This is a genomic window from Nocardioides sp. REDSEA-S30_B4 (assembly GCF_001627265.1).
Lineage (GTDB): Bacteria > Actinomycetota > Actinomycetes > Propionibacteriales > Nocardioidaceae > Nocardioides.
The window spans coordinates 1-22763 of the sequence record NZ_LUPI01000032.1; the positions used below are offsets into that span (position 1 = coordinate 1).

General features: G+C 68.7%; 37 protein-coding genes. 2 read left to right on the plus strand and 35 right to left on the minus strand.

Going from position 1 to position 22763, the window contains the following annotated elements:
• Window positions 1-78: 78 nt before the first annotated feature.
• The 33 genes from rplQ to rpsJ all read right to left on the minus strand — a co-directional run bounded on the left by rplQ (window position 79) and on the right by rpsJ (window position 18891).
• Window positions 79-645 carry a 50S ribosomal protein L17 gene (gene rplQ / locus A6R01_RS08330; RefSeq protein WP_292605002.1) on the minus strand — a complete coding sequence of 189 codons (567 nt, stop codon included), beginning with the start codon at window positions 643-645 and terminating at the stop codon, window positions 79-81.
• A 165-nt stretch (window positions 646-810) separates the two neighbouring features.
• Window positions 811-1827, minus strand: a complete 1017-nt coding sequence (locus tag A6R01_RS08335) for a DNA-directed RNA polymerase subunit alpha (protein WP_292605003.1) — start codon at window positions 1825-1827, stop codon at window positions 811-813.
• A 125-nt stretch (window positions 1828-1952) separates the two neighbouring features.
• Entirely contained in the window at window positions 1953-2561 is a 609-nt protein-coding gene (rpsD, locus tag A6R01_RS08340) for a 30S ribosomal protein S4 (RefSeq protein ID WP_292605004.1), read from the minus strand.
• 32 nt (window positions 2562-2593) lie between these two features.
• On the minus strand, window positions 2594-3001 hold the full coding sequence (rpsK, locus tag A6R01_RS08345; RefSeq protein ID WP_090849777.1) for a 30S ribosomal protein S11: 408 nt from the start codon (window positions 2999-3001) through the stop codon (window positions 2594-2596).
• A gap of 68 nt (window positions 3002-3069) precedes the next feature.
• Entirely contained in the window at window positions 3070-3444 is a 375-nt protein-coding gene (gene rpsM / locus A6R01_RS08350; protein WP_292605005.1) for a 30S ribosomal protein S13, read from the minus strand.
• Window positions 3445-3632: 188 nt separating this feature from the next.
• Window positions 3633-3746: a 50S ribosomal protein L36 gene (gene rpmJ / locus A6R01_RS08355; RefSeq protein WP_136569981.1), complete on the minus strand. Its 114-nt coding sequence runs from the start codon at window positions 3744-3746 to the stop codon at window positions 3633-3635.
• 22 nt (window positions 3747-3768) lie between these two features.
• Complete coding sequence (gene infA, locus A6R01_RS08360; RefSeq protein ID WP_192140199.1) at window positions 3769-3990, minus strand: translation initiation factor IF-1; 222 nt, start codon at window positions 3988-3990, stop codon at window positions 3769-3771.
• A gap of 242 nt (window positions 3991-4232) precedes the next feature.
• Window positions 4233-5150 (minus strand): LLM class flavin-dependent oxidoreductase, encoded by a 918-nt coding sequence (locus A6R01_RS08365; protein ID WP_292605006.1) that lies wholly within the window; start codon window positions 5148-5150, stop codon window positions 4233-4235.
• 28 nt (window positions 5151-5178) lie between these two features.
• On the minus strand, window positions 5179-6216 hold the full coding sequence (locus A6R01_RS08370; protein ID WP_292605007.1) for a TerC family protein: 1038 nt from the start codon (window positions 6214-6216) through the stop codon (window positions 5179-5181).
• A 238-nt stretch (window positions 6217-6454) separates the two neighbouring features.
• Window positions 6455-7279 carry a type I methionyl aminopeptidase gene (gene map, locus A6R01_RS08375; protein ID WP_292605008.1) on the minus strand — a complete coding sequence of 275 codons (825 nt, stop codon included), beginning with the start codon at window positions 7277-7279 and terminating at the stop codon, window positions 6455-6457.
• Window positions 7280-7295: 16 nt separating this feature from the next.
• A complete protein-coding gene (locus tag A6R01_RS08380; protein ID WP_292605009.1) occupies window positions 7296-7871 on the minus strand; it encodes an adenylate kinase in 576 nt (191 codons plus the stop codon).
• Entirely contained in the window at window positions 7871-9172 is a 1302-nt protein-coding gene (gene secY, locus A6R01_RS08385; protein WP_292605031.1) for a preprotein translocase subunit SecY, read from the minus strand. The genes A6R01_RS08380 and secY overlap by 1 nt, the downstream gene beginning before the upstream one ends.
• 165 nt (window positions 9173-9337) lie before the next feature.
• Window positions 9338-9778, minus strand: coding sequence for a 50S ribosomal protein L15 (rplO, locus tag A6R01_RS08390; RefSeq protein ID WP_292605010.1), 441 nt, complete (start codon window positions 9776-9778; stop codon window positions 9338-9340).
• Between the two features lies 1 nt (window position 9779).
• Window positions 9780-9962, minus strand: a complete 183-nt coding sequence (gene rpmD, locus A6R01_RS08395; protein WP_292605011.1) for a 50S ribosomal protein L30 — start codon at window positions 9960-9962, stop codon at window positions 9780-9782.
• The gene (gene rpsE, locus A6R01_RS08400; protein WP_292605012.1) at window positions 9962-10579 is read right to left on the minus strand and encodes a 30S ribosomal protein S5; all 618 of its coding nucleotides are present in this window, start codon (window positions 10577-10579) and stop codon (window positions 9962-9964) included. The genes rpmD and rpsE overlap by 1 nt, the downstream gene beginning before the upstream one ends.
• A 34-nt stretch (window positions 10580-10613) precedes the next feature.
• Window positions 10614-10997 (minus strand): 50S ribosomal protein L18, encoded by a 384-nt coding sequence (rplR, locus tag A6R01_RS08405; protein ID WP_292605032.1) that lies wholly within the window; start codon window positions 10995-10997, stop codon window positions 10614-10616.
• Window positions 10998-10999: 2 nt separating this feature from the next.
• Window positions 11000-11539 carry a 50S ribosomal protein L6 gene (gene rplF, locus A6R01_RS08410; protein ID WP_292605013.1) on the minus strand — a complete coding sequence of 180 codons (540 nt, stop codon included), beginning with the start codon at window positions 11537-11539 and terminating at the stop codon, window positions 11000-11002.
• A gap of 26 nt (window positions 11540-11565) precedes the next feature.
• Window positions 11566-11973 carry a 30S ribosomal protein S8 gene (gene rpsH / locus A6R01_RS08415; RefSeq protein WP_292605014.1) on the minus strand — a complete coding sequence of 136 codons (408 nt, stop codon included), beginning with the start codon at window positions 11971-11973 and terminating at the stop codon, window positions 11566-11568.
• 69 nt (window positions 11974-12042) lie between these two features.
• Window positions 12043-12228: a type Z 30S ribosomal protein S14 gene (locus A6R01_RS08420; protein WP_011757321.1), complete on the minus strand. Its 186-nt coding sequence runs from the start codon at window positions 12226-12228 to the stop codon at window positions 12043-12045.
• A gap of 1 nt (window position 12229) precedes the next feature.
• The gene (gene rplE, locus A6R01_RS08425; protein ID WP_218842415.1) at window positions 12230-12814 is read right to left on the minus strand and encodes a 50S ribosomal protein L5; all 585 of its coding nucleotides are present in this window, start codon (window positions 12812-12814) and stop codon (window positions 12230-12232) included.
• Between the two features lies 1 nt (window position 12815).
• The gene (rplX, locus tag A6R01_RS08430) at window positions 12816-13181 is read right to left on the minus strand and encodes a 50S ribosomal protein L24 (protein WP_218842416.1); all 366 of its coding nucleotides are present in this window, start codon (window positions 13179-13181) and stop codon (window positions 12816-12818) included.
• A 3-nt stretch (window positions 13182-13184) separates the two neighbouring features.
• Window positions 13185-13553, minus strand: a complete 369-nt coding sequence (gene rplN, locus A6R01_RS08435) for a 50S ribosomal protein L14 (protein ID WP_136569994.1) — start codon at window positions 13551-13553, stop codon at window positions 13185-13187.
• Between the two features lie 94 nt (window positions 13554-13647).
• Window positions 13648-13920 (minus strand): 30S ribosomal protein S17, encoded by a 273-nt coding sequence (gene rpsQ / locus A6R01_RS08440; protein ID WP_292605015.1) that lies wholly within the window; start codon window positions 13918-13920, stop codon window positions 13648-13650.
• Window positions 13917-14159, minus strand: a complete 243-nt coding sequence (gene rpmC, locus A6R01_RS08445; RefSeq protein WP_179532005.1) for a 50S ribosomal protein L29 — start codon at window positions 14157-14159, stop codon at window positions 13917-13919. The genes rpsQ and rpmC overlap by 4 nt, the downstream gene beginning before the upstream one ends.
• Entirely contained in the window at window positions 14159-14578 is a 420-nt protein-coding gene (gene rplP, locus A6R01_RS08450) for a 50S ribosomal protein L16 (protein WP_292605016.1), read from the minus strand. The genes rpmC and rplP overlap by 1 nt, the downstream gene beginning before the upstream one ends.
• Before the next feature lie 3 nt (window positions 14579-14581).
• Window positions 14582-15397 (minus strand): 30S ribosomal protein S3, encoded by an 816-nt coding sequence (gene rpsC, locus A6R01_RS08455; RefSeq protein WP_292605017.1) that lies wholly within the window; start codon window positions 15395-15397, stop codon window positions 14582-14584.
• Window positions 15397-15828 (minus strand): 50S ribosomal protein L22, encoded by a 432-nt coding sequence (rplV, locus tag A6R01_RS08460; RefSeq protein ID WP_292605018.1) that lies wholly within the window; start codon window positions 15826-15828, stop codon window positions 15397-15399. The genes rpsC and rplV overlap by 1 nt, the downstream gene beginning before the upstream one ends.
• Window positions 15825-16106, minus strand: a complete 282-nt coding sequence (gene rpsS / locus A6R01_RS08465) for a 30S ribosomal protein S19 (protein ID WP_179532009.1) — start codon at window positions 16104-16106, stop codon at window positions 15825-15827. The genes rplV and rpsS overlap by 4 nt, the downstream gene beginning before the upstream one ends.
• Before the next feature lie 5 nt (window positions 16107-16111).
• Window positions 16112-16948 (minus strand): 50S ribosomal protein L2, encoded by an 837-nt coding sequence (rplB, locus tag A6R01_RS08470; protein WP_292605019.1) that lies wholly within the window; start codon window positions 16946-16948, stop codon window positions 16112-16114.
• Between the two features lie 26 nt (window positions 16949-16974).
• Entirely contained in the window at window positions 16975-17277 is a 303-nt protein-coding gene (rplW, locus tag A6R01_RS08475) for a 50S ribosomal protein L23 (RefSeq protein ID WP_292605020.1), read from the minus strand.
• Window positions 17274-17894 carry a 50S ribosomal protein L4 gene (rplD, locus tag A6R01_RS08480; protein ID WP_292605021.1) on the minus strand — a complete coding sequence of 207 codons (621 nt, stop codon included), beginning with the start codon at window positions 17892-17894 and terminating at the stop codon, window positions 17274-17276. The genes rplW and rplD overlap by 4 nt, the downstream gene beginning before the upstream one ends.
• A 2-nt stretch (window positions 17895-17896) precedes the next feature.
• Window positions 17897-18571 carry a 50S ribosomal protein L3 gene (rplC, locus tag A6R01_RS08485; protein WP_292605022.1) on the minus strand — a complete coding sequence of 225 codons (675 nt, stop codon included), beginning with the start codon at window positions 18569-18571 and terminating at the stop codon, window positions 17897-17899.
• An 11-nt stretch (window positions 18572-18582) separates the two neighbouring features.
• Entirely contained in the window at window positions 18583-18891 is a 309-nt protein-coding gene (gene rpsJ, locus A6R01_RS08490; RefSeq protein ID WP_008360994.1) for a 30S ribosomal protein S10, read from the minus strand.
• A 466-nt stretch (window positions 18892-19357) separates the two neighbouring features.
• Between rpsJ and A6R01_RS08495 the strand changes: the two genes are divergently transcribed.
• On the plus strand, window positions 19358-19855 hold the full coding sequence (locus A6R01_RS08495; RefSeq protein WP_292605023.1) for a carboxymuconolactone decarboxylase family protein: 498 nt from the start codon (window positions 19358-19360) through the stop codon (window positions 19853-19855).
• Window positions 19856-19902: 47 nt separating this feature from the next.
• Window positions 19903-20679 carry a tetratricopeptide repeat protein gene (locus A6R01_RS08500; protein WP_292605024.1) on the plus strand — a complete coding sequence of 259 codons (777 nt, stop codon included), beginning with the start codon at window positions 19903-19905 and terminating at the stop codon, window positions 20677-20679.
• A gap of 10 nt (window positions 20680-20689) precedes the next feature.
• Here the strand turns inward: A6R01_RS08500 and trmB are convergent, their stop codons facing one another.
• Together trmB and tuf are read right to left on the minus strand one after the other, a co-directional pair.
• Complete coding sequence (trmB, locus tag A6R01_RS08505; protein ID WP_292605025.1) at window positions 20690-21412, minus strand: tRNA (guanosine(46)-N7)-methyltransferase TrmB; 723 nt, start codon at window positions 21410-21412, stop codon at window positions 20690-20692.
• A 106-nt stretch (window positions 21413-21518) separates the two neighbouring features.
• The gene (tuf, locus tag A6R01_RS08510) at window positions 21519-22712 is read right to left on the minus strand and encodes an elongation factor Tu (RefSeq protein ID WP_292605026.1); all 1194 of its coding nucleotides are present in this window, start codon (window positions 22710-22712) and stop codon (window positions 21519-21521) included.
• Window positions 22713-22763: the final 51 nt, after the last annotated feature.

A 22763-nucleotide genomic window follows, 5' to 3' on the forward strand; every position in this document is an offset into this window, starting at 1 on the left:
GACCCGCCCTGCCCGCCCGGAGACGACGAACGCCCCACCCGCTGCTGCGGGTGGGGCGAACGTACGACGCGGCGTGGCTCAGGCCTTGTCGGACTCCTTGTCGGACTCCTTGTCGGACTCCTCGGCCGGCTCCTCGGTCACCTCGGCCTCGGGGGCCTCGGTCTCCTCAGCAGCCTCGGGGGCCTCGGTCTCCTCGACCTCGGTCTCCTCCACGGTCTCCTCGGCGACAGGCTCCTCCGCCGGGGCGGCGGGAGCGGCCGGGGCGGCCTTGGGCGCCTTCGGCGAGTAGGCCTCGGTCACCAGCTCGATGACCGCCATGGGGGCGTTGTCGCCCTTGCGGGGGCCGATCTTGGTGATCCGGGTGTAGCCACCGGGACGCTCGGAGAAGGTCGGGGCGATCTCGGTGAACAGGACGTGCACGACACCCTTGTCGCGGATGGTCTTGAGGACCTCGCGGCGGTTGTGCAGGTCACCCTTCTTGGCCTTGGTGATCAGCTTCTCCGCCAGCGGGCGCAGCGCACGGGCGCGCGACTCGGTGGTGGTGATGCGACCGTTCTCGAACAGGGCGGTTGCCAGGTTCGACAGGATCAGGCGCTGGTGCGAGGGGCTGCCGCCGAGGCGGGGACCCTTGGTGGGCTTGGGCATGTCTCTCTCGATTCTCCCCGGCCGTATCAGGTACCGGAGTAGATGTTTCTATTCATGGCTGATCGTGCAGATGGTGCGTGCCTCGCGAGGCGGAGGGAGGGAAGGCGCCCCGTTTTTGGGCGTCGACCGACCGACAACGACGCGAGGTGCGTGCCAGCTGTGCGATCAGTACTGCTCGTCCTCGACGAAGGCATCATCGTCGTCGTCGGAGTACGCCGCGAGGGCGGCGTGCGGGTCGAAGCCCGGGGCGCTGTCCTTGAGGGACAGACCCATCTCGACCAGCTTGGCCTTGACCTCGTCGATCGACTTCGCACCGAAGTTGCGGATGTCGAGCAGGTCCTGCTCCGAGCGACCGATGAGCTCACCCACGGTGTGGATGCCCTCGCGCTTGAGGCAGTTGTAGGACCGGACGGTCAGCTGCAGGTCCTCGACCGGGAGGGCGAGGTCGGCGGCGAGCTGCTCGTCGACCGGCGAGGGGCCGATGTCGATGCCCTCGGCCTCGACGTTGAGCTCACGGGCGAGGCCGAAGAGCTCGACGAGGGTCTTGCCCGCCGAGGCGAGCGCGTCGCGGGGACGGATCGAGGGCTTGGTCTCGACGTCGATGACCAGCTTGTCGAAGTCGGTGCGCTGCTCGACTCGGGTGGCCTCGACCTTGTAGGTCACCTTCAGCACGGGGCTGTAGATCGAGTCGACCGGCATCCGGCCGATCTCGTTGTCGGCGCCCTTGTTCTGGACCGCCGAGACGTAGCCGCGGCCGCGCTCGACGACCAGCTCCATCTCCAGCTTGCCCTTGTCGGACAGGGTGGCGATCTTCAGGTCGGGGTTGTGCACCTCGACACCGGCCGGGGGCGCGATGTCGGCGGCGGTGACGTCACCGGCACCGGACTTGCGCAGGTACATCGTGACGGGCTCGTCGTGCTCGGAGGAGACGACGAGGGCCTTGAGGTTGAGGATGACCTCGGTGACGTCCTCCTTGACGCCCTCCACGGTGGAGAACTCGTGCAGGACGTTGTCGATCTTGATGCTCGTGACCGAGGCACCGGGGATCGAGGACAGCAGGGTGCGGCGGAGCGAGTTGCCGAGGGTGTAGCCGAAGCCGGGCTCCAGAGGCTCGATGACGAACCGCGAGCGGTACTCGTCGACGGTCTCTTCCGACAGGGTGGGGCGCTGTGCGATGAGCACTTGTTCTTTCCTTTCCGGGCTCGACCGCTATTTGACGGGCCCGAACTGCGAGGTGGAAGGAAGGTGGAGCGGGTGGCAGTGCTGACGGTGCCGCCCCGGCCTGGACCGGGGCGGCACCGACGAGGTCACTTCTTGGAGTAGAACTCCACGATCAGCTGCTCCTGGACCGGGATGTCGATCTGAGCACGGATCGGGAGCGAGTGCACGAGGACGCGCATGCGGTTCGGCAGGACCTGCAGCCAGGCCGGGACGACGCGCTCGCCGTGGGTCTCGCGAGCCACGATGAACGGGGTCATCTCCAGGGACTTCTCGCGCACGTCGATGATGTCGTGCGCGGAGACCTGGTACGACGGGATGTCGACCTTGTGACCGTTGACCAGGAAGTGGCCGTGGACCACGAGCTGGCGGGCCTGGCGGCGCGTGCGGGCGAAGCCGGCGCGGTAGACCACGTTGTCGAGGCGGCACTCCAGCATCTGCAGCAGGTTGTCACCCGTCTTGCCGCTGCGGCGCGAGGCCTCGACGTAGTAGTTGTGGAACTGCTTCTCCATCACGCCGTAGGTGAAGCGGGCCTTCTGCTTCTCCTGCAGCTGAGCGCGGTACTCGCTCTCCTTCACGCGCGCACGGCCGTGCTGGCCGGGCGCGTAGGGACGACGCTCGAACGCGGCGTCGCCACCGACGAGGTCCACGCCGAGGCGGCGGGACTTGCGGGTCATGGGGCCGGTGTAACGGGCCATCTCTCAAGTTCTCCTGTTCGCTTCAGGCGTGGTCAGACGCGGCGGCGCTTGGGCGGGCGGCAGCCGTTGTGGGGCGTGGGCGTGACGTCCTGGATGGTGCCGACCTCGAGGCCGATCGCACCCAGGGACCGGATCGCCGTCTCGCGGCCCGAACCGGGGCCCTTGACGAAGACGTCGATCTTCTTCATGCCGTGCTCCATCGCGCGGCGACCAGCGGCCTCGGCGGCCATCTGCGCGGCGAACGGGGTGGACTTGCGGGAGCCCTTGAAGCCGACGGTGCCGGCGGACGCCCACGAGATCACCGCACCGGTCGGGTCGGTGATCGTGACGATGGTGTTGTTGAACGTGCTCTTGATGTGGGCCTCGCCCTGGGCGACGTTCTTCTTCTCCTTGCGGCGCACCTTCTTGGCGCCGGCCGCGGTGCGGCTCTTGGGAGGCATGCAACTACTCCTGAGGTGGTCTGGTCTGGAAGCTCGTGGGAGACGAGGACGCGCGCGTCAGCGCAGCGTCACTTCGCCTTCTTCTTGCCGGCAACCGTGCGCTTGGGGCCCTTGCGGGTACGCGCGTTGGTCTTGGTCCGCTGGCCGCGCACGGGCAGACCCATGCGGTGGCGGCGGCCCTGGTAGCTGCCGATCTCGATCTTGCGACGGATGTCGGCCTGGACCTCACGACGGAGGTCACCCTCGATCTTGTAGGAGGCCTCGATCGCGTCGCGGAGCTTGACCAGCTCCTCGTCGCCGAGCTCGTGAACCCGCAGGTCGGGGCTCACGCCGGTCTCGGCGAGCAGCTTCTGGGCGGTGGTACGGCCGATGCCGTAGATGTAGGTGAGTGCGACCTCGATGCGCTTGTCGCGCGGAAGGTCGACACCGACGAGGCGTGCCATGTCGATGGCCTTTCAGTGGTTCGCAGCGGTGTCGGTCGTGTCGCGCCCGGTGTCTCATGCCGGCTCCGGCCGTCTGCTCCGGAGGTGGTTCGCCGCGCCCGATCTCTCGGGGGGAGCGGCTAAGCGATCACGTTGTGTAGGTGTTCAGTTGTGGTGCGGCTCGGGTGAGCCCGCGCGATGGCGGGGTCTCAGCCCTGGCGCTGCTTGTGCCGCGGGTTGCTGCAGATCACCATGACGCGGCCGTGGCGACGGATCACCTGGCACTTGTCGCAGATCTTCTTGACGCTGGGCTTGACCTTCATGTGAGGCCCTTTCGTATCCGGCTTACTTGTACCGGTAGACGATCCGACCCCGGGTGAGGTCGTACGGCGAGAGCTCCACCACCACGCGGTCCTCGGGGAGGATCCGGATGTAGTGCTGGCGCATCTTGCCGCTGATGTGGGCGAGAACCTTGTGCCCGTTGCTCAGCTCGACGCGGAACATGGCATTCGGCAGGGCCTCGATGACGGTGCCCTCGATCTCGATCACGCCTTCTTTCTTCGGCATGTCCTCCACAATCCGTGTTTGGTCGGTCTACCTTGGACAGCACCGCTCGACGGGTGTCGGGCGGGTGGCCCGGGAACCTCCCCGACCGGTCAGACCGGTGCGAGGTGGACCTCGTGCAGTCGTCCGGGAGCCTCACCCGCACGCACGTGGCAGTGCTCCGGGAAGGAGCTCCACCAGGTGGTCCGGGCAGCCGCGAGGCGCCACGAGACAGACCCACGTTGGGCCGACAGGCGAGTCTAGCCTCATCGTCCGGCCAGAACCCAATCGGCCGCGAGCCGGAGGGTGGCCTCCCGGGTGGGCGCACTGCGCGGGTCGGTGCCGGCGTACGCCCCCGCGACCGGGTGCAGCATCACCTCGTCGACGTCGTACGACGCCGCCAACCCCGCCAGGGCGCTGGCCGCCTGCCCGGGGTCGCCCACAACCCAGCGGGCCGCCATCTTGTCGACCAGCTCGCGGTGCTGCGCGGGCAGCTCCACGGCCTCGGCCTCCTCGACCAGCAGCTGCGGCGCCAGTGGCTGGCCGGTCCGCAGCGCGAGCATCATCAGCTGGTTGGGCAGCGCCAGGCGGCGCGCCTCCTCCTCGGTGTCGGCCACCACGGCGTTGACGGTGAGGAAGGTGCGCGGGGCGTCGAGGTGCTCGGAGGGGCGGAACTCGCGGCGGTAGGTCTCCAGGGCCTCGGCGGTCCCCTGACCGGAGAAGTGGTGCGCGAAGACGTAGGGCAGGCCCTTGGCCGCGGCCAGCCGGGCGGAGTAGTCCGAGGAGCCGAGGAGCCACACGTCGGCGGCCGACGCGGCGCCCGGGGTCGCCTTCAGCGGGTCGGTGCCCGGTGCCCGACCGATGCCGAGGTCGACCCGGCCCGGGAAGGCTGCCTCCAGCAGGGCCACCTGCTCGGCGACCACCAACGGTGCGTGGTTGGGCAGCATCACCCCGCCCGACCCGACCCGGATCCGCGAGGTCGCCGAGGCGATCAGCCCCATCAGCACCGGCGGGTTGGTCGCCGCCACGGCCGGCATGTTGTGGTGCTCGGCCACCCAGTAGCGGCGGTAGCCGGCCCCGTCGGCGACCCGTGCCAGCGAGAGGCTGGCGGCGAGGGCGTCGGCGGTCGACTGGTCGGTGCGGACCGGGACGAGGTCCAGGACGGACAGGCTGGGGGTGCTCACCCCCGGCACAGCGGCGTCGCGCCGAGGACTATTCCCCGTCGCCGGACCCGCGCTCGCCGCGCTCGGCGGGCTGCGGTGCGGGCGGGACGACGGCGTCGCCCTCGGTCGGGGCGACCTCGAGCTCCTCGTCGCCGCGGGACGCGGCCAGGCTCGCGACGGCCGTGATCGTCAGTGCGACGAGGATGACCACCAGGCTGAGCAGCGTGGGCACCTCCCAGTCCAGCAGCCCGCCCTTGTAGGCGGCGTGGATGAAGAGCTTGACGCCGATCCAGCCGAGGATGAAGGCCAGACCCAGGGAGAGGTAGACCAGGCGCTTGAGCAGCCCGCCGATGAGGAAGTAGAGCTGGCGTAGGCCCATCAGCGCGAAGACGTTGGCGGTGAAGACCAGGTAGGGCTCGTCGGTGATGCCGAAGATCGCGGGGATCGAGTCCAGGGCGAACAGGATGTCGGTGACGCCCAGCGCCAGGATCACGATGAGCATCGGGGAGAAGACCCGGACCCCGTTGTCCTTCCACCACAGCTTGAGCCCGCGGTACTCCTCGCCCACGTTGAGGTGGCGCTGCGCGAACTGGACCACCCGGTTGTCCTCCGGGTGCTCCTCCTCGTGCTTGCGGTAGCTGCGGACCAGGTTCACGGCCGTGTAGACCAGGAAGGCGCCGAAGACGTAGAAGATCCAGCTGAAGTTGCTGACGAGCTGGTAGCCCAGCGCGATGAAGATGCCGCGGAAGACCAGCGCCAGGATGATGCCGACCATCAGCGCCTCCTGCTGGTACTTGCGCGGGACCTTGAGCGCGGCCATCAGCACGATGAAGACGAAGAGGTTGTCGACCGAGAGGCTCTTCTCGACGATGAAGCCGGTGAAGTAGTCCACGCCCCACTCGGGGCCGTGGAAGAAGATCAACCAGAGACCGAAGGCCGCCGCGGCGCTCATGTAGGCGATGAAGGCCACGGTGCACTCGCGCATCGTGGGCTCGTGCGGGTTGCGGGCGATGACGGCGACGTCGAAGGCGAGCACGGCGATCGTCACCGCGATCGTGATCGTCCATTCGAGGGTGGAGACGTCCACAGGTCACTCCTGTCGGGTGGAGGGGTACGGCGATGGGCCGGAGGTCTCTTCCGCTCGCGACGCGAGCCGGTGGCACCGGGCCGGACCGAGCCGACCGTGGTGACGACACCACCGTGACGGGAATACTCCCCTCCGCGCACAGTGTGCCACGGCCCCCTCACCCGGTCGGCATCCACGGGCGTCCACGGACCGCCGCGGGGCGGTCCGTGAGCGGCGTCAGGCGGCGGTCAGGCGGTGGTCAGTCCGCGAGCGGACCGAAGGGGACGCCGAGCGCGGTGAGCTCGGCCTCTCCGCCGTCGAGGGCGGTCAGCACCCAGGCGCCCTGCGGCGTCAGGGTGAAGCTGTGCTCGTGGTGGGCGGCCCAGGAGCCGTCGCTGGTCACCACGGTCCAATCGTCCTCGAGGACGTCGGTGTCCTTGCCGCCGAGGGTGATCATCGGCTCGACGGCCAGGGCCAGGCCCTCCACCAGGCGCGGGCCGCGCCCGGGGCGGCCGTAGTTGGGCACGTTGGGCGGCTGGTGCATGGCCGAGCCGATCCCGTGGCCGACGTAGTCCTCGAGGATGCCGTAGTCACCGCTGGCCCGCACGTGGGTCTCGATCGCGTGCGAGATGTCGGTGACCCGACCCCCCAGGCGGGCGGCGGCGATGCCGCGCCACATGGCCTGCCGGGTGACCTCCGAGAGCGCGGTCACCTCGGCAGGAACCTCCCCGACCGCGACGGTGGTGGCGGCGTCGCCGTGCCAGCCCTCGACGATCGCGCCGCAGTCGATGGAGATCACGTCACCCTCGGCGAGCACCCGCTCGCCGGGGATGCCGTGCACGACCTCGTCGTTGACCGAGGCGCAGATCGACCCCGGGAACCCGTGGTAGCCCTTGAAGGACGGCACGGCACCGCTGGAACGGATGTTGTCCTCGGCGATCGCGTCGAGCTCGGCGGTGCTGATGCCGGCGCGGACCGAGGACCGCAGCAGCTCCAGGGTCTCCCCCACGACCAGGCCCGCGCGACGCATCAGCCGGATCTGGTCGCGGTCCTTGATCTCCAGGCCGCGGTCGAGCAGTCCCATGTGGTGCCGGTGCGGGTCAGCCGCGCGAGACGCCGTCGAGCGCGGTGAAGATGCGCTCGGAGACCTCGGTGACCTCGCCGAGACCGTCGACCTCGAGCAGCAGGCCACGGTCGCGGTAGACGTCGATCAACGGGGCGGTCTGCTCGGTGTAGACGTCCTGGCGGTGCCGGATGACCTCTTCGGTGTCGTCGGAGCGGCCGCTGGTCTCGGCGCGCTTGAGCAGCCGCTGCACGAGCTCCTCGGAGTCGACGGTCAGCACGACCACGGCGTCCAGCGAGGCGCCGGAGGCGGCGAGCATGCCGTCGAGCTCCTCGACCTGGGCCAGGGTGCGCGGGTAGCCGTCGAGCAGGAAGCCGGGCTCCGCGTCGGGCTGGGCGAGCCGGTCGCGCACCATGTTGTTGGTGACCGAGTCCGGGACGTACTCGCCGGCGTCCATGTAGCGCTTGGCCTCCAGGCCCAGCGGGGTCCCCTCGCCCACGTTGGCCCGGAAGATGTCGCCGGTCGAGATGGCGGGGATGCCGTACTTCTCGGCGACGACCGCGGCCTGGGTGCCCTTGCCGGCCCCCGGAGGCCCCATGAAGATCATTCTCATCAGCGAAGGAATCCTTCGTAGTTGCGCTGCTGGAGCTGGCTCTCGATCTGCTTCACCGTGTCGAGGGCGACGCCGACCATGATGAGGATGGACGTGCCACCGAACGGGAAGTTCTGGTTCGCGTTGATCAGGACCAGGGCGATCAGCGGGATGAGGGCGATCAGACCCAGGTAGAGGGCGCCGGGCAGCGTGATGCGGGACAGGACGTAGGACAGGTAGTCCTCGGTCGGCTTGCCCGCCCGGATCCCGGGGATGAAGCCGCCGTACTTCTTCATGTTGTCGGCCACCTCGTGCGGGTTGAAGGTGATCGACACGTAGAAGTAGGTGAAGAAGACGATGAGGCCGAAGTAGGCCGCCATGTAGAACGGGTGGTCGCCGGTGACGAAGTAACGGCTGACCCAGGTGACCCAGCCCGAGGTGCTCTCCTGGTTGAACTGCACCGCCATGGCGGGCAGGTAGAGCAGGGAGCTGGCGAAGATGACCGGGATGATGCCGGCCTGGTTGACCTTGAGCGGGATGTAGGTCGAGCTGCCGCCGAACATCTTGCGACCGACCATGCGGCGCGCGTACTGGACCGGGATGCGGCGCTGCGCCTGCTCGATGAAGATGACGGCCGCGACGATGACCAGACCGATGGCGAGCACGACGCCGAAGGTCCACCAGCCCTGGCTCTTGCCGACCTCCCACAGCGCGCCGGGGAAGGTCGCGACGACCTGGCAGAAGATGAGGATGGACATGCCGTTGCCGACGCCGCGCTCGGTGATGAGCTCGCCGAGCCACATGATCACCGCGGTGCCCGCGGTCATGGTCACGACCATCACCAGGAAGGTCGAGGTGCTGTCGGAGTGCAGCAGGTCGAGGTTGCACTGCAGCAGGCTGCCCGAGCGGGCCAGCGCCACGATGCCCGTGGCCTGCAGGAGCGCGAGGCCGAGGGTGAGGTAACGGGTGTACTGCGTGATCTTGGTCTGGCCGGCCTGGCCCTCCTTCTTGAGGGCCTCCAGCCGGGGGATCACCACGACGAGCAGCTGCAGGATGATGCTCGCGGTGATGTAGGGCATGATCCCGAGCGCGAACACCGTGAGCTGGAGCAGTGCTCCACCGGAGAAGAGGTTCACCAGGCTGTAGAGGCTGGCGTTGTCGCCGCTGGCTGCCAGGTCGATGCACTGCTGGACGTTGGCGACGTTGACACCCGGGGCCGGCAGCTGCGAGCCGGCCCGGAAGATCACGATGATCATCAGGACGAACAGCAGCTTGCGACGCAGGTCGGGCGTCCTGAAAGCATTGGCGAAGGCGCCGAGCACGAGTTCCTCTTTCTCCACACAGGTGTGGCTCCCAGGGCGTGCCCAGGAAGCCTCGGGAAGCCTAACAGGCGGTCTCCCGTCGGACCGGTCAGGTGCTCCTACAGCAAAGGCGCGGGAGCGCCGCCGAGTGGCGGTGCTGCCCGCGCCCTTGCGTCGGAGACTGCGTCAGACCGTGGTGGTCGAGCCGCCCGCGGCCTCGATCTTGGTGACCGCGGAGGCGGAGAACGCGTTCGCGGTCACGTCGACCTTGACCGAGATCTCGCCCTGGCCGAGCACCTTGACCGGCTGGTTGCGGCGGACCGCACCCTTGGCGACCAGGTCCTCGACCGTCACGGCGCCACCCTCGGGGAACAGCGCGCTGATCTTGTCGAGGTTGACGACCTGGAACTCCACCTTGAAGGGGTTCTTGAAGCCCTTCAGCTTGGGGAGCCGCATGTGGATCGGCATCTGGCCACCCTCGAAGGCGACCGGGACCTGGTAGCGGGCCTTGGTGCCCTTGGTACCGCGACCGGCGGTCTTGCCCTTGGACGCCTCACCGCGACCCACGCGGGTCTTGGCGGTCTTGGCGCCGGGCGCCGGCTTGAGGTTGTGAAGCTTGAGCGTCATGTCACTCGACCTCCTCGACCGTCACCAGGTGACGGACGGCCTGGACCATGCCCCGGATCTCCGGGCGGTCCTCCTTGACGACGACATCGCCGATGCGCTTGAGACCGAGCGTGCGCACGGTCTCGCGCTGGTTGGGCTTGCTGCCGATCGTCGACTTCATCTGCTGGATCTTCAGCTGAGCCATCAGGAGGACACCTCCTGCGACACACCGGCGGGGACCTCGATGCGCGCCTTGAGCAGCGCAGCCGGGGTGACCTCCTCGACGGTGAGGCCACGACGGGCCGCGACGGCCTCGGGCTGCTCGAGCATCCGCAGCGCCTCGACGGTCGCGTGCACGATGTTGATCTGGTTCGACGACCCGAGCGACTTGCTCAGGATGTCGTGGATGCCGGCGCACTCGAGCACCGCACGCACCGGGCCACCGGCGATCACACCGGTACCGGGCGCGGCCGGACGCAGCATGACGACACCGGCCGCCTTCTCGCCCTGGACCGGGTGCGGGATGGTGCCCTGGATGCGGGGGACGCGGAAGAAGTTCTTCTTCGCCTCCTCGACACCCTTGGCGATCGCCGCGGGCACCTCCTTGGCCTTGCCGTAGCCGACGCCGACCAGACCCTCACCGTCGCCGACGACCACGAGGGCGGTGAAGCTGAAGCGACGACCACCCTTCACGACCTTGGCGACACGGTTGATCGCAACGACGCGCTCGATGTAGGCGGTCTTGTCCGCGCCCTGGTTGCCGCGACGGTCGTCGCGTCCACGGCGCTCGCCACCGCGCTGTCCGCGCTGGGCTCCGCTCATGAGACTTTCCTCTTCTCTCTTGCTCTTCGTGCGATCAGAAGGTCAGGCCGCCCTCACGGGCGGCGTCGGCCAGGGCCGCGACGCGACCGTGGTACTTGTTGCCGGCGCGGTCGAAGACGACCCCGTCGACCCCAGCAGCCTTGGCGCGCTCGGCGACGAGCTCGCCGACCTTCTTCGCCTTGGCGGTCTTGTCGCCGGTCGTGGACCGCACGTCGGCCTCCATGGTGGAGGCGCTGGCCAGCGTCTTGCCGACCAGGTCGTCGACGACCTGGACGGAGATGTGCTTGGACGAGCGGGTGACGACCAAGCGCGGACGCTCTGCGGTGCCCTGGATCTTCTTGCGACCACGGACCTGGCGGCGCAGGCGCGCCCGGGTCCTGGTAGCGGTGTGCTTGTGGTTCGACAGCGCGATACCCATGGTCACTTACCAGCCTTTCCGACCTTGCGGCGGATGTGCTCGCCGGCGTAGCGCACGCCCTTGCCCTTGTACGGCTCGGGCTTGCGGAGCTTGCGGATGTTCGCGGCGACCTCGCCGACCAGCTGCTTGTCGATGCCCTGGACACCGAGCTTGGTCGGACCCTCGACCGCGAAGGTGATGCCCTCCGGGGCGTCGAAGATGATCGGGTGGCTGTAGCCGAGCTGGAACTCCAGCTGCGTCGGGCCCTTGGACAGGACCCGGTAGCCGACGCCCACGATCTCGAGCTTCTTCTCGTAGCCCTCGGTGACGCCCACGACCATGTTGTTGACCAGCGTGCGGGTCAGGCCGTGGAGCGACTTGGACTCACGCTCGTCGTCGGGACGCTTGACGTCGAGGACGCCCTCGCCCTTCTCGACGACGATCGGGGCGGCGACCGAGTGCGTCAGGGTGCCCTTGGGGCCCTTGACGGTCACGACGGCGCCGTCGATCGAGACATCGACACCGGACGGGACCGGGACGGGGAGCTTGCCAATGCGCGACATGCGTTCTTCTCCTCTCGTCTCTCTCGTCACCAGACGTAGGCGAGGACTTCCCCACCCACGCCCTTCTGGTTGGCCTGGCGGTCGGTCAGCAGACCCTGGCTCGTCGAGATGATCGCGACGCCCAGGCCACCGAGGACCTTCGGGAGGCCGGTGTGCTTGGCGTAGACACGCAGACCGGGCTTGCTGATGCGACGCACGCCAGCGATGGAGCGCTCACGGTTGCGGCCGTACTTCAGCGTGATGGTCAGCGTCTTGCCGACCTCGCCCTCGGCCGGGTCGGCCACGGCGTAGGAGGTGATGTAGCCCTCCTGCTGGAGGATGTCGGCCACGCCCTGCTTGAGCTTGCTGTAGGGCATCGACACCGAGTCGTGGTACGCCTGGTTGGCGTTGCGCAGACGGGTCAGCATGTCTGCGATCGGGTCAGTCATCGTCATGATGTGGGTTCTTTCTCGAAGTGGTTTCGCCGCGCCGGGGCGCCGGCGACCTTCAACGTGGGTGAGGTGTTACCAGGAGGACTTGGTCACGCCGGGGAGCTCCCCGCGGTGGGCCATCTCGCGCAGGCAGATCCGGCACAGGCCGAACTTGCGGTAGACGGCCTTGGGCCGGCCGCAGCGCTGGCAGCGGGTGTAGCCACGGACCGCGAACTTGGGCTTGCGCGCGGCCTTGACCTTCAGAGCGGTCTTCGCCATGTCAGTTCTCCTTGAAGGGGAAGCCGAGCTGCTTGAGCAGCGCGCGGCCCTGGTCGTCGGTGGTCGCGGTGGTCACGACGGTGATGTCCATGCCGCGCGACCGGTCGATCTTGTCCTGGTCGATCTCGTGGAACATGACCTGCTCGGTGAGACCGAAGGTGTAGTTGCCGCGACCGTCGAACTGCTTGGGCGAGAGGCCACGGAAGTCGCGGATGCGGGGCAGCGCGAGCGAGAGCAGCCGGTCGGCGAACTCCCACATGCGGTCGCCGCGCAGCGTGACGTGCGCGCCGATCGGCATGCCCTCGCGCAGCTTGAACTGCGCGATGGACTTGCGGGCCTTGGTCACGGTCGGCTTCTGGCCGGTGATCGCGGTGAGGTCGCGCACGGCGCCCTCGATCAGCTTGGAGTCACGAGCCGCCTCGCCGACACCCATGTTGACCACGATCTTGGTCAGGCCGGGCACCTGCATGACGTTCTTGATGTCGAACTCGGACTGGAGCGCCGGGAGGATCTCCTCGCGGTACCGGGTCTTCAGACGCGGCGGCACCTTGGCGGAGATCACCGGGTTCTCGGTGGTCTCGGTCATCTCAGATCTCCTTGCCGGTCTTGCGCGAGATGCGCACGCTGCGCTCGGCCTCGTACGTCGAGCCGTCGGGGCGCCGCTTGGTGACCTGCTCGCGCTTGAAGCCGATGCGGGTGACCCCGTCGCCCTCGACGAGCATCACGTTGGACACGTGGATCGGCGCCTCGGCGGTGATGATCCCGCCGGTGGTGCCCGCACGGCCGCCCTGGTTGACGACCTTGGTGTGCTTCTTGATCCGGTTGACGCCCTCGACGATCACCCGCTGCTCCTCGCGGAGCACCTGGATGACCTTGCCCTCGGCACCCTTGTCCTTGCCGGCGATCACCTTGACGGTGTCACCCTTCTTGATGTTCACGCTGTTCTTCCCCATGGCTCAGAGCACCTCCGGGGCGAGCGAGATGATCTTCATGAACTTCTTGTCACGCAGCTCGCGGCCCACGGGGCCGAAGATGCGGGTGCCTCGCGGCTCGCCGTCGTTCTTGAGGATCACCGCAGCGTTCTCGTCGAAGCGGATGTAGGACCCGTCGGGCCGGCGGCGCTCCTTGACGGTGCGCACGACGACGGCCTTGACGACGTCGCCCTTCTTGACGTTGCCACCCGGGATGGCGTCCTTGACGGTGGCGACGATGGTGTCGCCGATCCCGGCGTAGCGACGGCCCGAGCCGCCGAGAACACGGATGCAGAGGATCTCCTTCGCACCGGTGTTGTCGGCGACCTTGAGCCGCGACTCCTGCTGAATCATTTTCTCTCCTGGTCGTCGTGCCGGTTCTCAGCGACGCGGTGGTCGGTGAGCCTGGCCGAACTTCATGGGTCGTTCTCGCCTCAGGGGCGAGGAGTCACTTGGCGCGCTCGAGGATCTCGACGACGCGCCAGCGCTTCGTGGCCGACAGCGGACGGGTCTCCATGATGAGGACCCGGTCGCCGATGCCACAGTCGTTGGCCTCGTCGTGGGCCTTCAGCTTGCTGGTGCGGCGCATGACCTTGCCGTACAGCGCGTGCTTGACGCGGTCCTCGACGGACACGACCACGGTCTTGTCCATCTTGTCGCTGACCACGAGGCCCTCGCGGACCTTGCGGCTGTTCCGCTCCTGGGTCTGGCTCTCGCTCACTTCTCGTCCTCGCTGCTCGTGCCCGGCGCGGTCCGGATGCCGAGCTCGCGCTCACGCACCACGGTGTAGATCCGGGCGATGTCCTTCTTGACCGTGCGCAGCCGGCCGTGGCTCTCCAGCTGGCCGGTGGCCGCCTGGAAACGGAGGTTGAACAGCTCCTCCTTGGCCTCGCGCAGGCGGGACTCCAGGTCGACGTCGTTCAGGTCGTCGAGCTCGTGGGCCTTCACACCGTTGGCCATCAGAATTCACCCGCCTCTCGGGACACGAACCGGCACTTCATGGGCAGCTTGTGCATCGCGCGGCGCATGGCCTCGCGGGCGACGTCCTCCGGGACACCGGAGAGCTCGAACATGACGCGGCCGGGCTTGACGTTGGCGACCCACCACTCGGGCGAGCCCTTGCCGGAACCCATGCGGGTCTCGGCGGGCTTCTTGGTGAGCGGGCGGTCGGGGTAGATGTTGATCCACACCTTGCCGCCACGCTTGATGTGGCGGGTCATGGCGATACGGGCCGACTCGATCTGGCGGTTGGTCACGTAGTGACCCTCGATCGCCTGGATACCGAAGTCGCCGAAGGCGAGCGAGGTGCCGCCCTTGGCCATCCCGTTCCGCTTGGGGTGGTGCTGCTTGCGGTGCTTGACGCGACGGGGCATCAGCATGACTCAGGCCTCCGAAGTGGTCTCGGCGGGAGCAGCGGCCTCGGCCGGGGCCTCGGTCTGCTGCTCGCGGTCGGCACGGGTGGGGCGGTCGCCGCGCGAGCCACGGCTCGGACGGTCACCACCGCGCGAGGGACGACCGCTGCGACCGGGGACACCGGCGCGGGCGGCGGCCTGCGCCTGGCGCTCGGCACGGGAGCCGGACACCTCACCCTTGTAGATCCAGACCTTCACGCCGATGCGGCCGAAGGTCGTGCGGGCCTCGTAGAAGCCGTAGTCGATGTCGGCACGCAGGGTGTGCAGGGGCACGCGGCCCTCGCGGTAGAACTCCGTGCGCGACATCTCGGCGCCGTTGAGGCGACCCGAGCACTGGATCCGGATGCCCTTGGCACCCGAGCGCATCGTGGTCTGCATCGCCTTGCGCATCGCGCGACGGAACTGCACGCGGCCGGAGAGCTGCTCGGCCACGCCCTGGGCGACCAGCTGGGCGTCGACCTCGGGGTTCTTGACCTCGAGGATGTTCAGCTGGACCTGCTTGCCCGTGAGCTTCTCGAGCTCACCGCGGATGCGGTCGGCCTCGGCGCCGCGGCGGCCGATGACGATGCCCGGACGAGCGGTGTGGATGTCCACCCGCACGCGGTCCCGGGTCCGCTCGATCTCGACCTTGGAGATGCCGGCCCGCTCCATGCCCTTGCTGAGCAGCTTGCGGATCGCCACGTCCTCACCGACGTAGGACTTGTACAGCTTGTCGGCGTACCAGCGGGACTTGTGGTCCGTGGACACGCCCAGACGGAAGCCGTTCGGGTTGATCTTCTGGCCCATCAGGCACCCTTCCCGTTCTTCTTCTTCGCGGCGACGACATCGGCCGGCTGGACGGCCAGCGTGATGTGGCTGGTCCGCTTGTTGATGCGGGTGGCGCGACCCTGGGCGCGGGGACGCCAGCGCTTCATGGTCGGACCCTCGTCGACCATCGCCACCGAGACGACCAGGTCGTCGGCGTCGAGGCCCTCGGTGGTCTCGGCGTTGGCGACAGCCGACTCCAGGACCTTCAGGACGGTCGCGGCCGCGGCCTGCGGCGCGAAGGACAGCGTGGCGTGCGCCTCGCCCACGGGAAGACCGCGGACCAGGTCGACGACGCGGCGCGCCTTCATCGGGGTGATGCGCGTGAACCGCGCGGTCGCGAAGGCACCGGGCTGGTCACCCAGCACCGACTCGCGACGGGCGCTCGTGCGCGTGCGCTCGGTGGTGCTCATCGACGGCGTCCCTTCCGGTCTTCCTTGACGTGACCCTTGTAGGTGCGGGTGGGAGCGAACTCGCCCAGCTTGTGGCCGACCATGGAGTCGGACACGAAGACCGGGACGTGCTTGCGACCGTCGTGCACCGCGATCGTGTGACCGATCATCGCCGGCACGATCATCGAGCGGCGCGACCAGGTCTTGATGACGTTGTGCGAGCCCTTCTCGTTCTCGGCGTCCACCTTCTTCATGAGGTGGTCGTCGACGAAGGGGCCCTTCTTCAGGCTGCGAGGCATGTCAGTTACTTCCTACCCTTACCGGTCTTGCGGCGACGGATGATCTGGGCGTCGGAGGCCTTGCGCTTGCGCGTGCGGCCCTCGGGCTTGCCCCAGGGGGAGACCGGGTGGCGACCACCGGAGGTCTTGCCCTCACCACCACCGTGCGGGTGGTCCACCGGGTTCATGACGACACCGCGGACGGTCGGGCGCTTGCCCTTCCAGCGCATGCGGCCGGCCTTGCCCCAGTTGATGTTGGACTGCTCGGCGTTGCCGACCTCGCCGACGGTGGCGCGGCAGCGCACGTCGACGAAGCGCATCTCGCCCGAGGGCATGCGCAGCGTCGCGCGGGAGCCCTCGCGGGCGACCAGCTGGGCGCTGTTGCCGGCCGAGCGGGCGATCTTCGCGCCGCCGCCGGGCCGCAGCTCCACGCAGTGGATGGTGGTACCGACGGGGATGTTGCGCAGCGGCAGGTTGTTGCCGGGCTTGATGTCGGCACCGACGCCGGACTCCACGCGGGTGCCCTGGGCCAGGTCCTTCGGCGCGATGATGTAGCGCTTCTCGCCGTCGGCGTAGTGCAGCAGCGCGATGCGGGCGGTGCGGTTGGGGTCGTACTCGATGTGAGCGACCTTGGCCGGCACGCCGTCCTTGTCGTAGCGGCGGAAGTCGATGATCCGGTAGGCACGCTTGTGGCCACCGCCCTGGTGGCGGGTGGTGATCCGGCCCTGGTTGTTGCGGCCGCCCTTCTTGGGCAGCGGCACCGTCAGGGACTTCTCCGGCGTGGTCCGGGTGATCTCGACGAAGTCGGCGACCGACGAGCCACGACGGCCCGGGGTGGTCGGCTTGTACTTGCGGATAGCCATTGTCTGTTTCCTCAGTCCTCGCCCGGTCAGCCGACCTGGCCGAAGATGTCGATGCGGTGACCCTCGGCCAGGCTGACGATCGCGCGCTTGGTGTCCTTGCGCTTGCCCATGCCGTAGCGGGTGCGACGGGCCTTGCCGTTGCGGTTCAGGGTGTTCACCGAGGTGACCTTGACGTTGAAGATCTTCTCGACCGCGATCTTGATCTCGGTCTTGTTGGCGTCGGGCCGCACGATGAAGGTGTACTTGTTCGCGTCGAGCAGGCCGTAGCTCTTCTCGGACACGACCGGCGCGATCAGGACGTCGCGGTGGTCCTTGTGCAGGGTGCTCACTTGCTGGCCTCCTTCTCGGTCGTGCCGGCGCCCACGAACGCGTCGTACGCGCCCTTGGTGAAGACCACGTCGTCGGAGGCGAGCACGTCGTAGGTGTTGATCTGGTCGACGGCCACGATGTGCACCTCGGGCGCGTTGCGCAGCGAGAGCCAGGTGACGGAGTCGGTGCGCTCGAGGACCACGAGGAACTTCGCGCGCTCGCTCAGCCCGGCCAGGGCGGCGAGGCCCGCCTTGGTGGAGGGCTTGTCACCCTCGACGAGCGCCTCCACGACGTGGATGCGGCCGTGCTGGGCGCGGTCGGAGAGCGCACCGCGCAGGGCGGCGGCCTTCATCTTCTTGGGGGTCCGCTGGTCGTAGCTGCGCGGCTGCGGGCCGTGCACGGTGCCACCACCGGCGAACTGCGGGGCGCGGGTCGAGCCCTGGCGGGCGCGACCGGTGCCCTTCTGCTTGTAGGGCTTCTTGCCACCACCGCGGACGTCGCCGCGGGTCTTGGTGGCGTGCGTGCCCTGGCGGGCGGCGGCCTGCTGCGCGACGACGACCTGGTGGATCAGCGGCACGTTGACCGCGACGTCGAAGATCTCGGCGGGCAGGTCGACCTTGACGGTCTTGACCGACATGCTCAGGCCTCCTTGCCAGAAGTAGTGACGGAGCTCTTGGCGGCGGAGCGGAGGACCACGAGACCGCCCTTGGGGCCGGGGACGGCACCCTTGAGCAGGATCAGGCCCTTCTCGGCGTCGACCGCGTGCACGGTGATGTTCTGGGTGGTGACGGTGTCGTTACCCATGCGGCCGGCCATCCGGACGCCCTTGAACACGCGACCGGGGGTCGCGCAGGCGCCGATGGAACCGGGCTTGCGGTGGTTGCGGTGCGCACCGTGCGAGGCGGAGACACCGGCGAAGCCGTGACGCTTCATCGTGCCGGCGAAGCCCTTGCCCTTGCTGGTGCCGGTGACGTCGATCTCCTCGCCGGCGGCGAAGGTGTCGACGGCCAGCTCCTGGCCGACGGTGTACTCACCGGCGGAGGCGGTGCGGATCTCGACCACGTGGCGGCGCGGGGTCGTGCCGGCCTTGGCGAAGTGCCCGGCGGACGGCTTGGTGACCTTGCGGCCCTCGATCTCGCCGAAACCGATCTGGACGGCGTTGTAGCCGTCGACCTCGGGGGTGCGGACCTGGGTGACCACGTTGGTCGCCGCGGCGACGACGGTCACGGGGACGACCTTGTTGTTCTCGTCCCAGAGCTGGGTCATGCCGAGCTTGGTGCCCAGCAGGCCCTTCACGTTGCGTTCGAAAGTCATGTCGTCTGACCTCAGAGCTTGATCTCGATGTCGACGCCCGCCGGGAGGTCCAGGCGCATGAGCGAGTCGACGGTCTTCGGCGTGGGGTCGATGATGTCGATGAGGCGCTTGTGGGTGCGCATCTCGAAGTGCTCGCGGGAGTCCTTGTACTTGTGGGGCGAGCGGATGACGCAGTACACGTTCTTCTCGGTCGGCAGCGGCACCGGGCCGGCGACCTTGGCACCCGTGCGGGTGACGGTGTCCACGATCTTGCGCGCCGAGGTGTCGATCACCTCGTGGTCATAGGCCTTGAGCCTGATGCGGATCTTCTGTCCCGCCATAGGTCTCTCTCGTCCTTCTTCGTCAGTCCTGCCGCGTGCGTGTCCCGGGACGTCCTCGGGCTTGAGTCGGTCCCGCCCTGGCTCCACCCCCACTGCGGCCGACCCCCGCGGTCGGGCGTGTCGTACATCTTGAACAGACGTCCGCGCACGCCTCAGGACCGGGATCCTGCTGCTGTGTGCTTGTGGTGGCACCCGATGGTTCATCGGGCTGATCGGGTCTCGGCTCACATCGCTGCGAGTTCCACGCATCTCTGCGAGGGATGGTGGCCGCACGCGCGACGACTGAGAGCATCTACACCAGTTGGTGCGGGAGACACGATTCAGAAGTCAAGGTGTGGCACACCCCGGCGACCCGCCGGAGCAACCGGACTATCTTGGCAGACACCCCCGCCTCGAACAAATTCGAGACCGCACCCGGGTCCGCAGCGGTCCCACGCGGTGCTCCGCCCCTCCCCCAGGAGTCTCCATGATCATCGACGTGCCTGCCGGCAAGGACCCCCTGACCTACGTGTGGGGCGAGCTGGTCCCGGGGATCGGGCCGGCCGCTGCCGCCTTCTCCGCAGCCGTCTACGCGCACTCCACCCTGGCGCTGCGCGAGTTCGAGGCCGCCCGCCTGACCATCGCCCGGGTCAACGGCTGCCTGTTCTGCCTGGACCACCGCACCGAGCGCGACGGCGAGAAGGTCGACAGCGGGTTCTTCGACGAGGTGAGTGCCTGGCGGTCCAGCTCCACGCTGGAGCCCCGGGTCGCCCTGGCCGCGGAGTACGCCGAGCGGTTCGCCACCGAGCACCACCGTCTCGACGAGGAGTTCTGGGCCCGGTTCAAGGCGGCGTACTCCGACCGGGAGCTGGTGGAGCTGTCCATGTGTCTGGGCTCGTGGATCGCCTTCGGCCGGCTCAACCGCGTCACCGGTCTCGACGAGGTGTGCACCCTCCCCTCCCACGTGCCCGGGGCCTCGCGTTGACAGGTCGGCTCCCCGTCCCTGTCGGTCCGCGGGCCTAGCCTGGTCGGATGCACGCCCCGGACCCCGCCCACGACCTGTGGGACTTCGACGACCCGGTCGCGTCCGAGGCACGGTTCCGTGAGGCCGCCGCGCAGGCCCTCTCCCCCGCGCGCGAGGTGCTCCTGAGCCAGGTCGCTCGGGCGCTGGGGCTGCAGCAGCGCTACGACGAGGCGCACGCCGTGCTCGACGGCCTCGGCGAGCCGTTACCGGAGGTCGGCGTGCGACGGCTCCTCGAACGCGGCCGGTTGCTCCGCTCGGCCGGTGAGCCGGAGGCGTCACGGCCCGCCTTCGCCGAGGCGGTCGCGCTCGCACGGGGCGCGGGGCTGGAGGCCCTGGAGATCGACGCGATGCACATGGTCGCGCTGGTCGCGCCGCTGGAGGAGCAGGTGCCGGCGACGCAGCGTGCTCTCGCCCGGGCGCGCGAGTGCCACGACACCCGGGCGCGCGACTGGGACGCCTCGCTGCTCAACAACCTCGGTATGGCCCACGTCGAGCGGGGTGACTGGAGGGCGGCCCTGGCCGCCTTCGACGCGGCCATGACCGCGCGGGCCCGCATCGGCGAGGACGAGCGGACCAGGGTGGCCCGCTGGATGGTCGGCTGGGCGCTGCGCAACCTCGGACGCATCGACATGGCGCTCGACGTGCAGCAGGCGCTGAAGGAGGACCTCGACGAGCTCGGCCTCGAGGACCCCTACGTCGACGAGGAGCTGGCGCTGCTGGAGTCGCTGATGGCGAACATCGACGACCTCGAGCGGCCTCGACCCGAAGCGTCCGACGACGACTGACGCCGGCCGCTCAGACGCGGCGGTAGAGCAGGTCGGTGATCTCGCGGCCCACCGCGAGCCCCTTGCGCTCGAACTTCGTCACCGGGCGGTCCGACCACCGCTCGACACGGCCGCCCTCGAGGCCTGGCTCGGCGTCGAGGGTCTCGAGCATGTGCTCGGCGTACGGCGCCCAGTCGGTCGCCAGGCGCCACACCCCGCCCGGGCGCAGCCGGGAGGCGACCAGAGCCGCGAACTCCGGCTGGACCAGGCGACGCTTGTGGTGGCGCGCCTTCGGCCACGGGTCGGGGAAGAACGTCCACAGCTCCTCCAAGCCCGCCGGAGCCACCAGGTGCTCCAGCGACCAGACGGCGTCGACGGAGCAGAACCGGACGTTGTCCGCCCCGGCGGCCGCGACCTCGGCGAGCGAGGCGGCGACACCGGGACGCCAGACCTCCAGGGCCAGCACGTTGCACTCCGGGCGGGCCGCGGCCAGGATGCCGGTCGCCTCGCCGACGCCGCAGCCGATCTCCACGACCAGCGGGGCGGTGCGGCCGAACGCCTCGGTGAGGTCGAACCCGGGCTGGTCGACCTCCTCGTCGGGGATCACCCAGTGCTCCGCGTGTGCGTCCCACGCCTGCTGCTGGCTGGGGGTGAACCTGCTCCCCCGGCGGGAGTAGCTGAGCACCTCACGCATCCGGCGACCGTCCTCGGTCAGCTTCTGGTGCGGCCGCGCAGGCGGGACCTGGTGGTTCACGGTGCTCCTGTTCGGGGTGGGTCAGCACGCACCTCGGCCCCGGACCTGCGACAGGTCCGGGGCCGAGGTGGTGGTGCGGGTGGTGCCGGTCAACGACCGGCGGGGATCACTTCGTGATCTTGGTGACGCGGCCGGCGCCGACGGTGCGGCCACCCTCGCGGATCGCGAACCGCAGGCCCTCGTCCATGGCGATCGGCTGGATCAGCTCGACCGCCATCTCCGTGTTGTCACCCGGCATGACCATCTCGGTGCCCTCGGGGAGGGTCACGACGCCGGTCACGTCCGTGGTGCGGAAGTAGAACTGCGGGCGGTAGTTGTTGAAGAACGGCGTGTGACGGCCGCCCTCGTCCTTCGAGAGGATGTAGACCGAGGCCTCGAAGTTGGTGTGCGGGGTCGTGGTGCCCGGCTTGGCCAGGACCATGCCGCGCTCGACGTCCTCGCGCTTGGTGCCGCGGAGCAGCAGACCGACGTTCTCACCGGCCTGGCCCTCGTCGAGCAGCTTGCGGAACATCTCGACACCGGTGACGGTGGTCTTGGCGGAGGTGTCGCGGATACCGAGGATCTCGATCTCCTCACCCACCTTGACGATGCCGCGCTCGATACGACCGGTGACGACGGTGCCACGACCGGTGATCGTGAAGACGTCCTCGACGGGCATGAGGAACGGCTTGTCGGTGTCGCGCTCGGGCTGCGGGATGTAGGAGTCCACCGCGTCCATGAGCTCGCCGATCGAGTCGGCCCACTTCTGGTCGCCGTTGAGGGCCGGGAAGGCCGCCACGCGCACGACGGGGACGTCGTCGCCGGGGAACTCGTACTCCGAGAGGAGCTCGCGCACCTCCATCTCGACGAGCTCGATGAGCTCCTCGTCGTCGACCATGTCGCACTTGTTCAGGGCGACGACCAGGGCGGGCACGCCGACCTGGCGGGCGAGCAGCACGTGCTCACGGGTCTGCGGCATCGGGCCGTCGGTGGCGGCGACCACGAGGATCGCGCCGTCCATCTGGGCCGCGCCGGTGATCATGTTCTTGATGTAGTCGGCGTGACCGGGGCAGTCGACGTGGGCGTAGTGACGCGCCTCGGTCTGGTACTCGATGTGGGCGATCGAGATGGTGATGCCGCGCTGGCGCTCCTCGGGGGCCTTGTCGATGGAGTCGAAGGGCGACTCCTCGTTGAGGTCCGGGTGCTTGTCGTGCAGCACCTTCGAGATCGCCGCGGTCAGCGTGGTCTTGCCGTGGTCGATGTGACCGATGGTGCCGATGTTGACGTGCGGCTTGTTCCGCTCGAACTTCGCCTTAGCCACTGGGGGCTCCTCCTGGTGTGGTTGTTACTTGACTCGTGGTTGAACTACGTG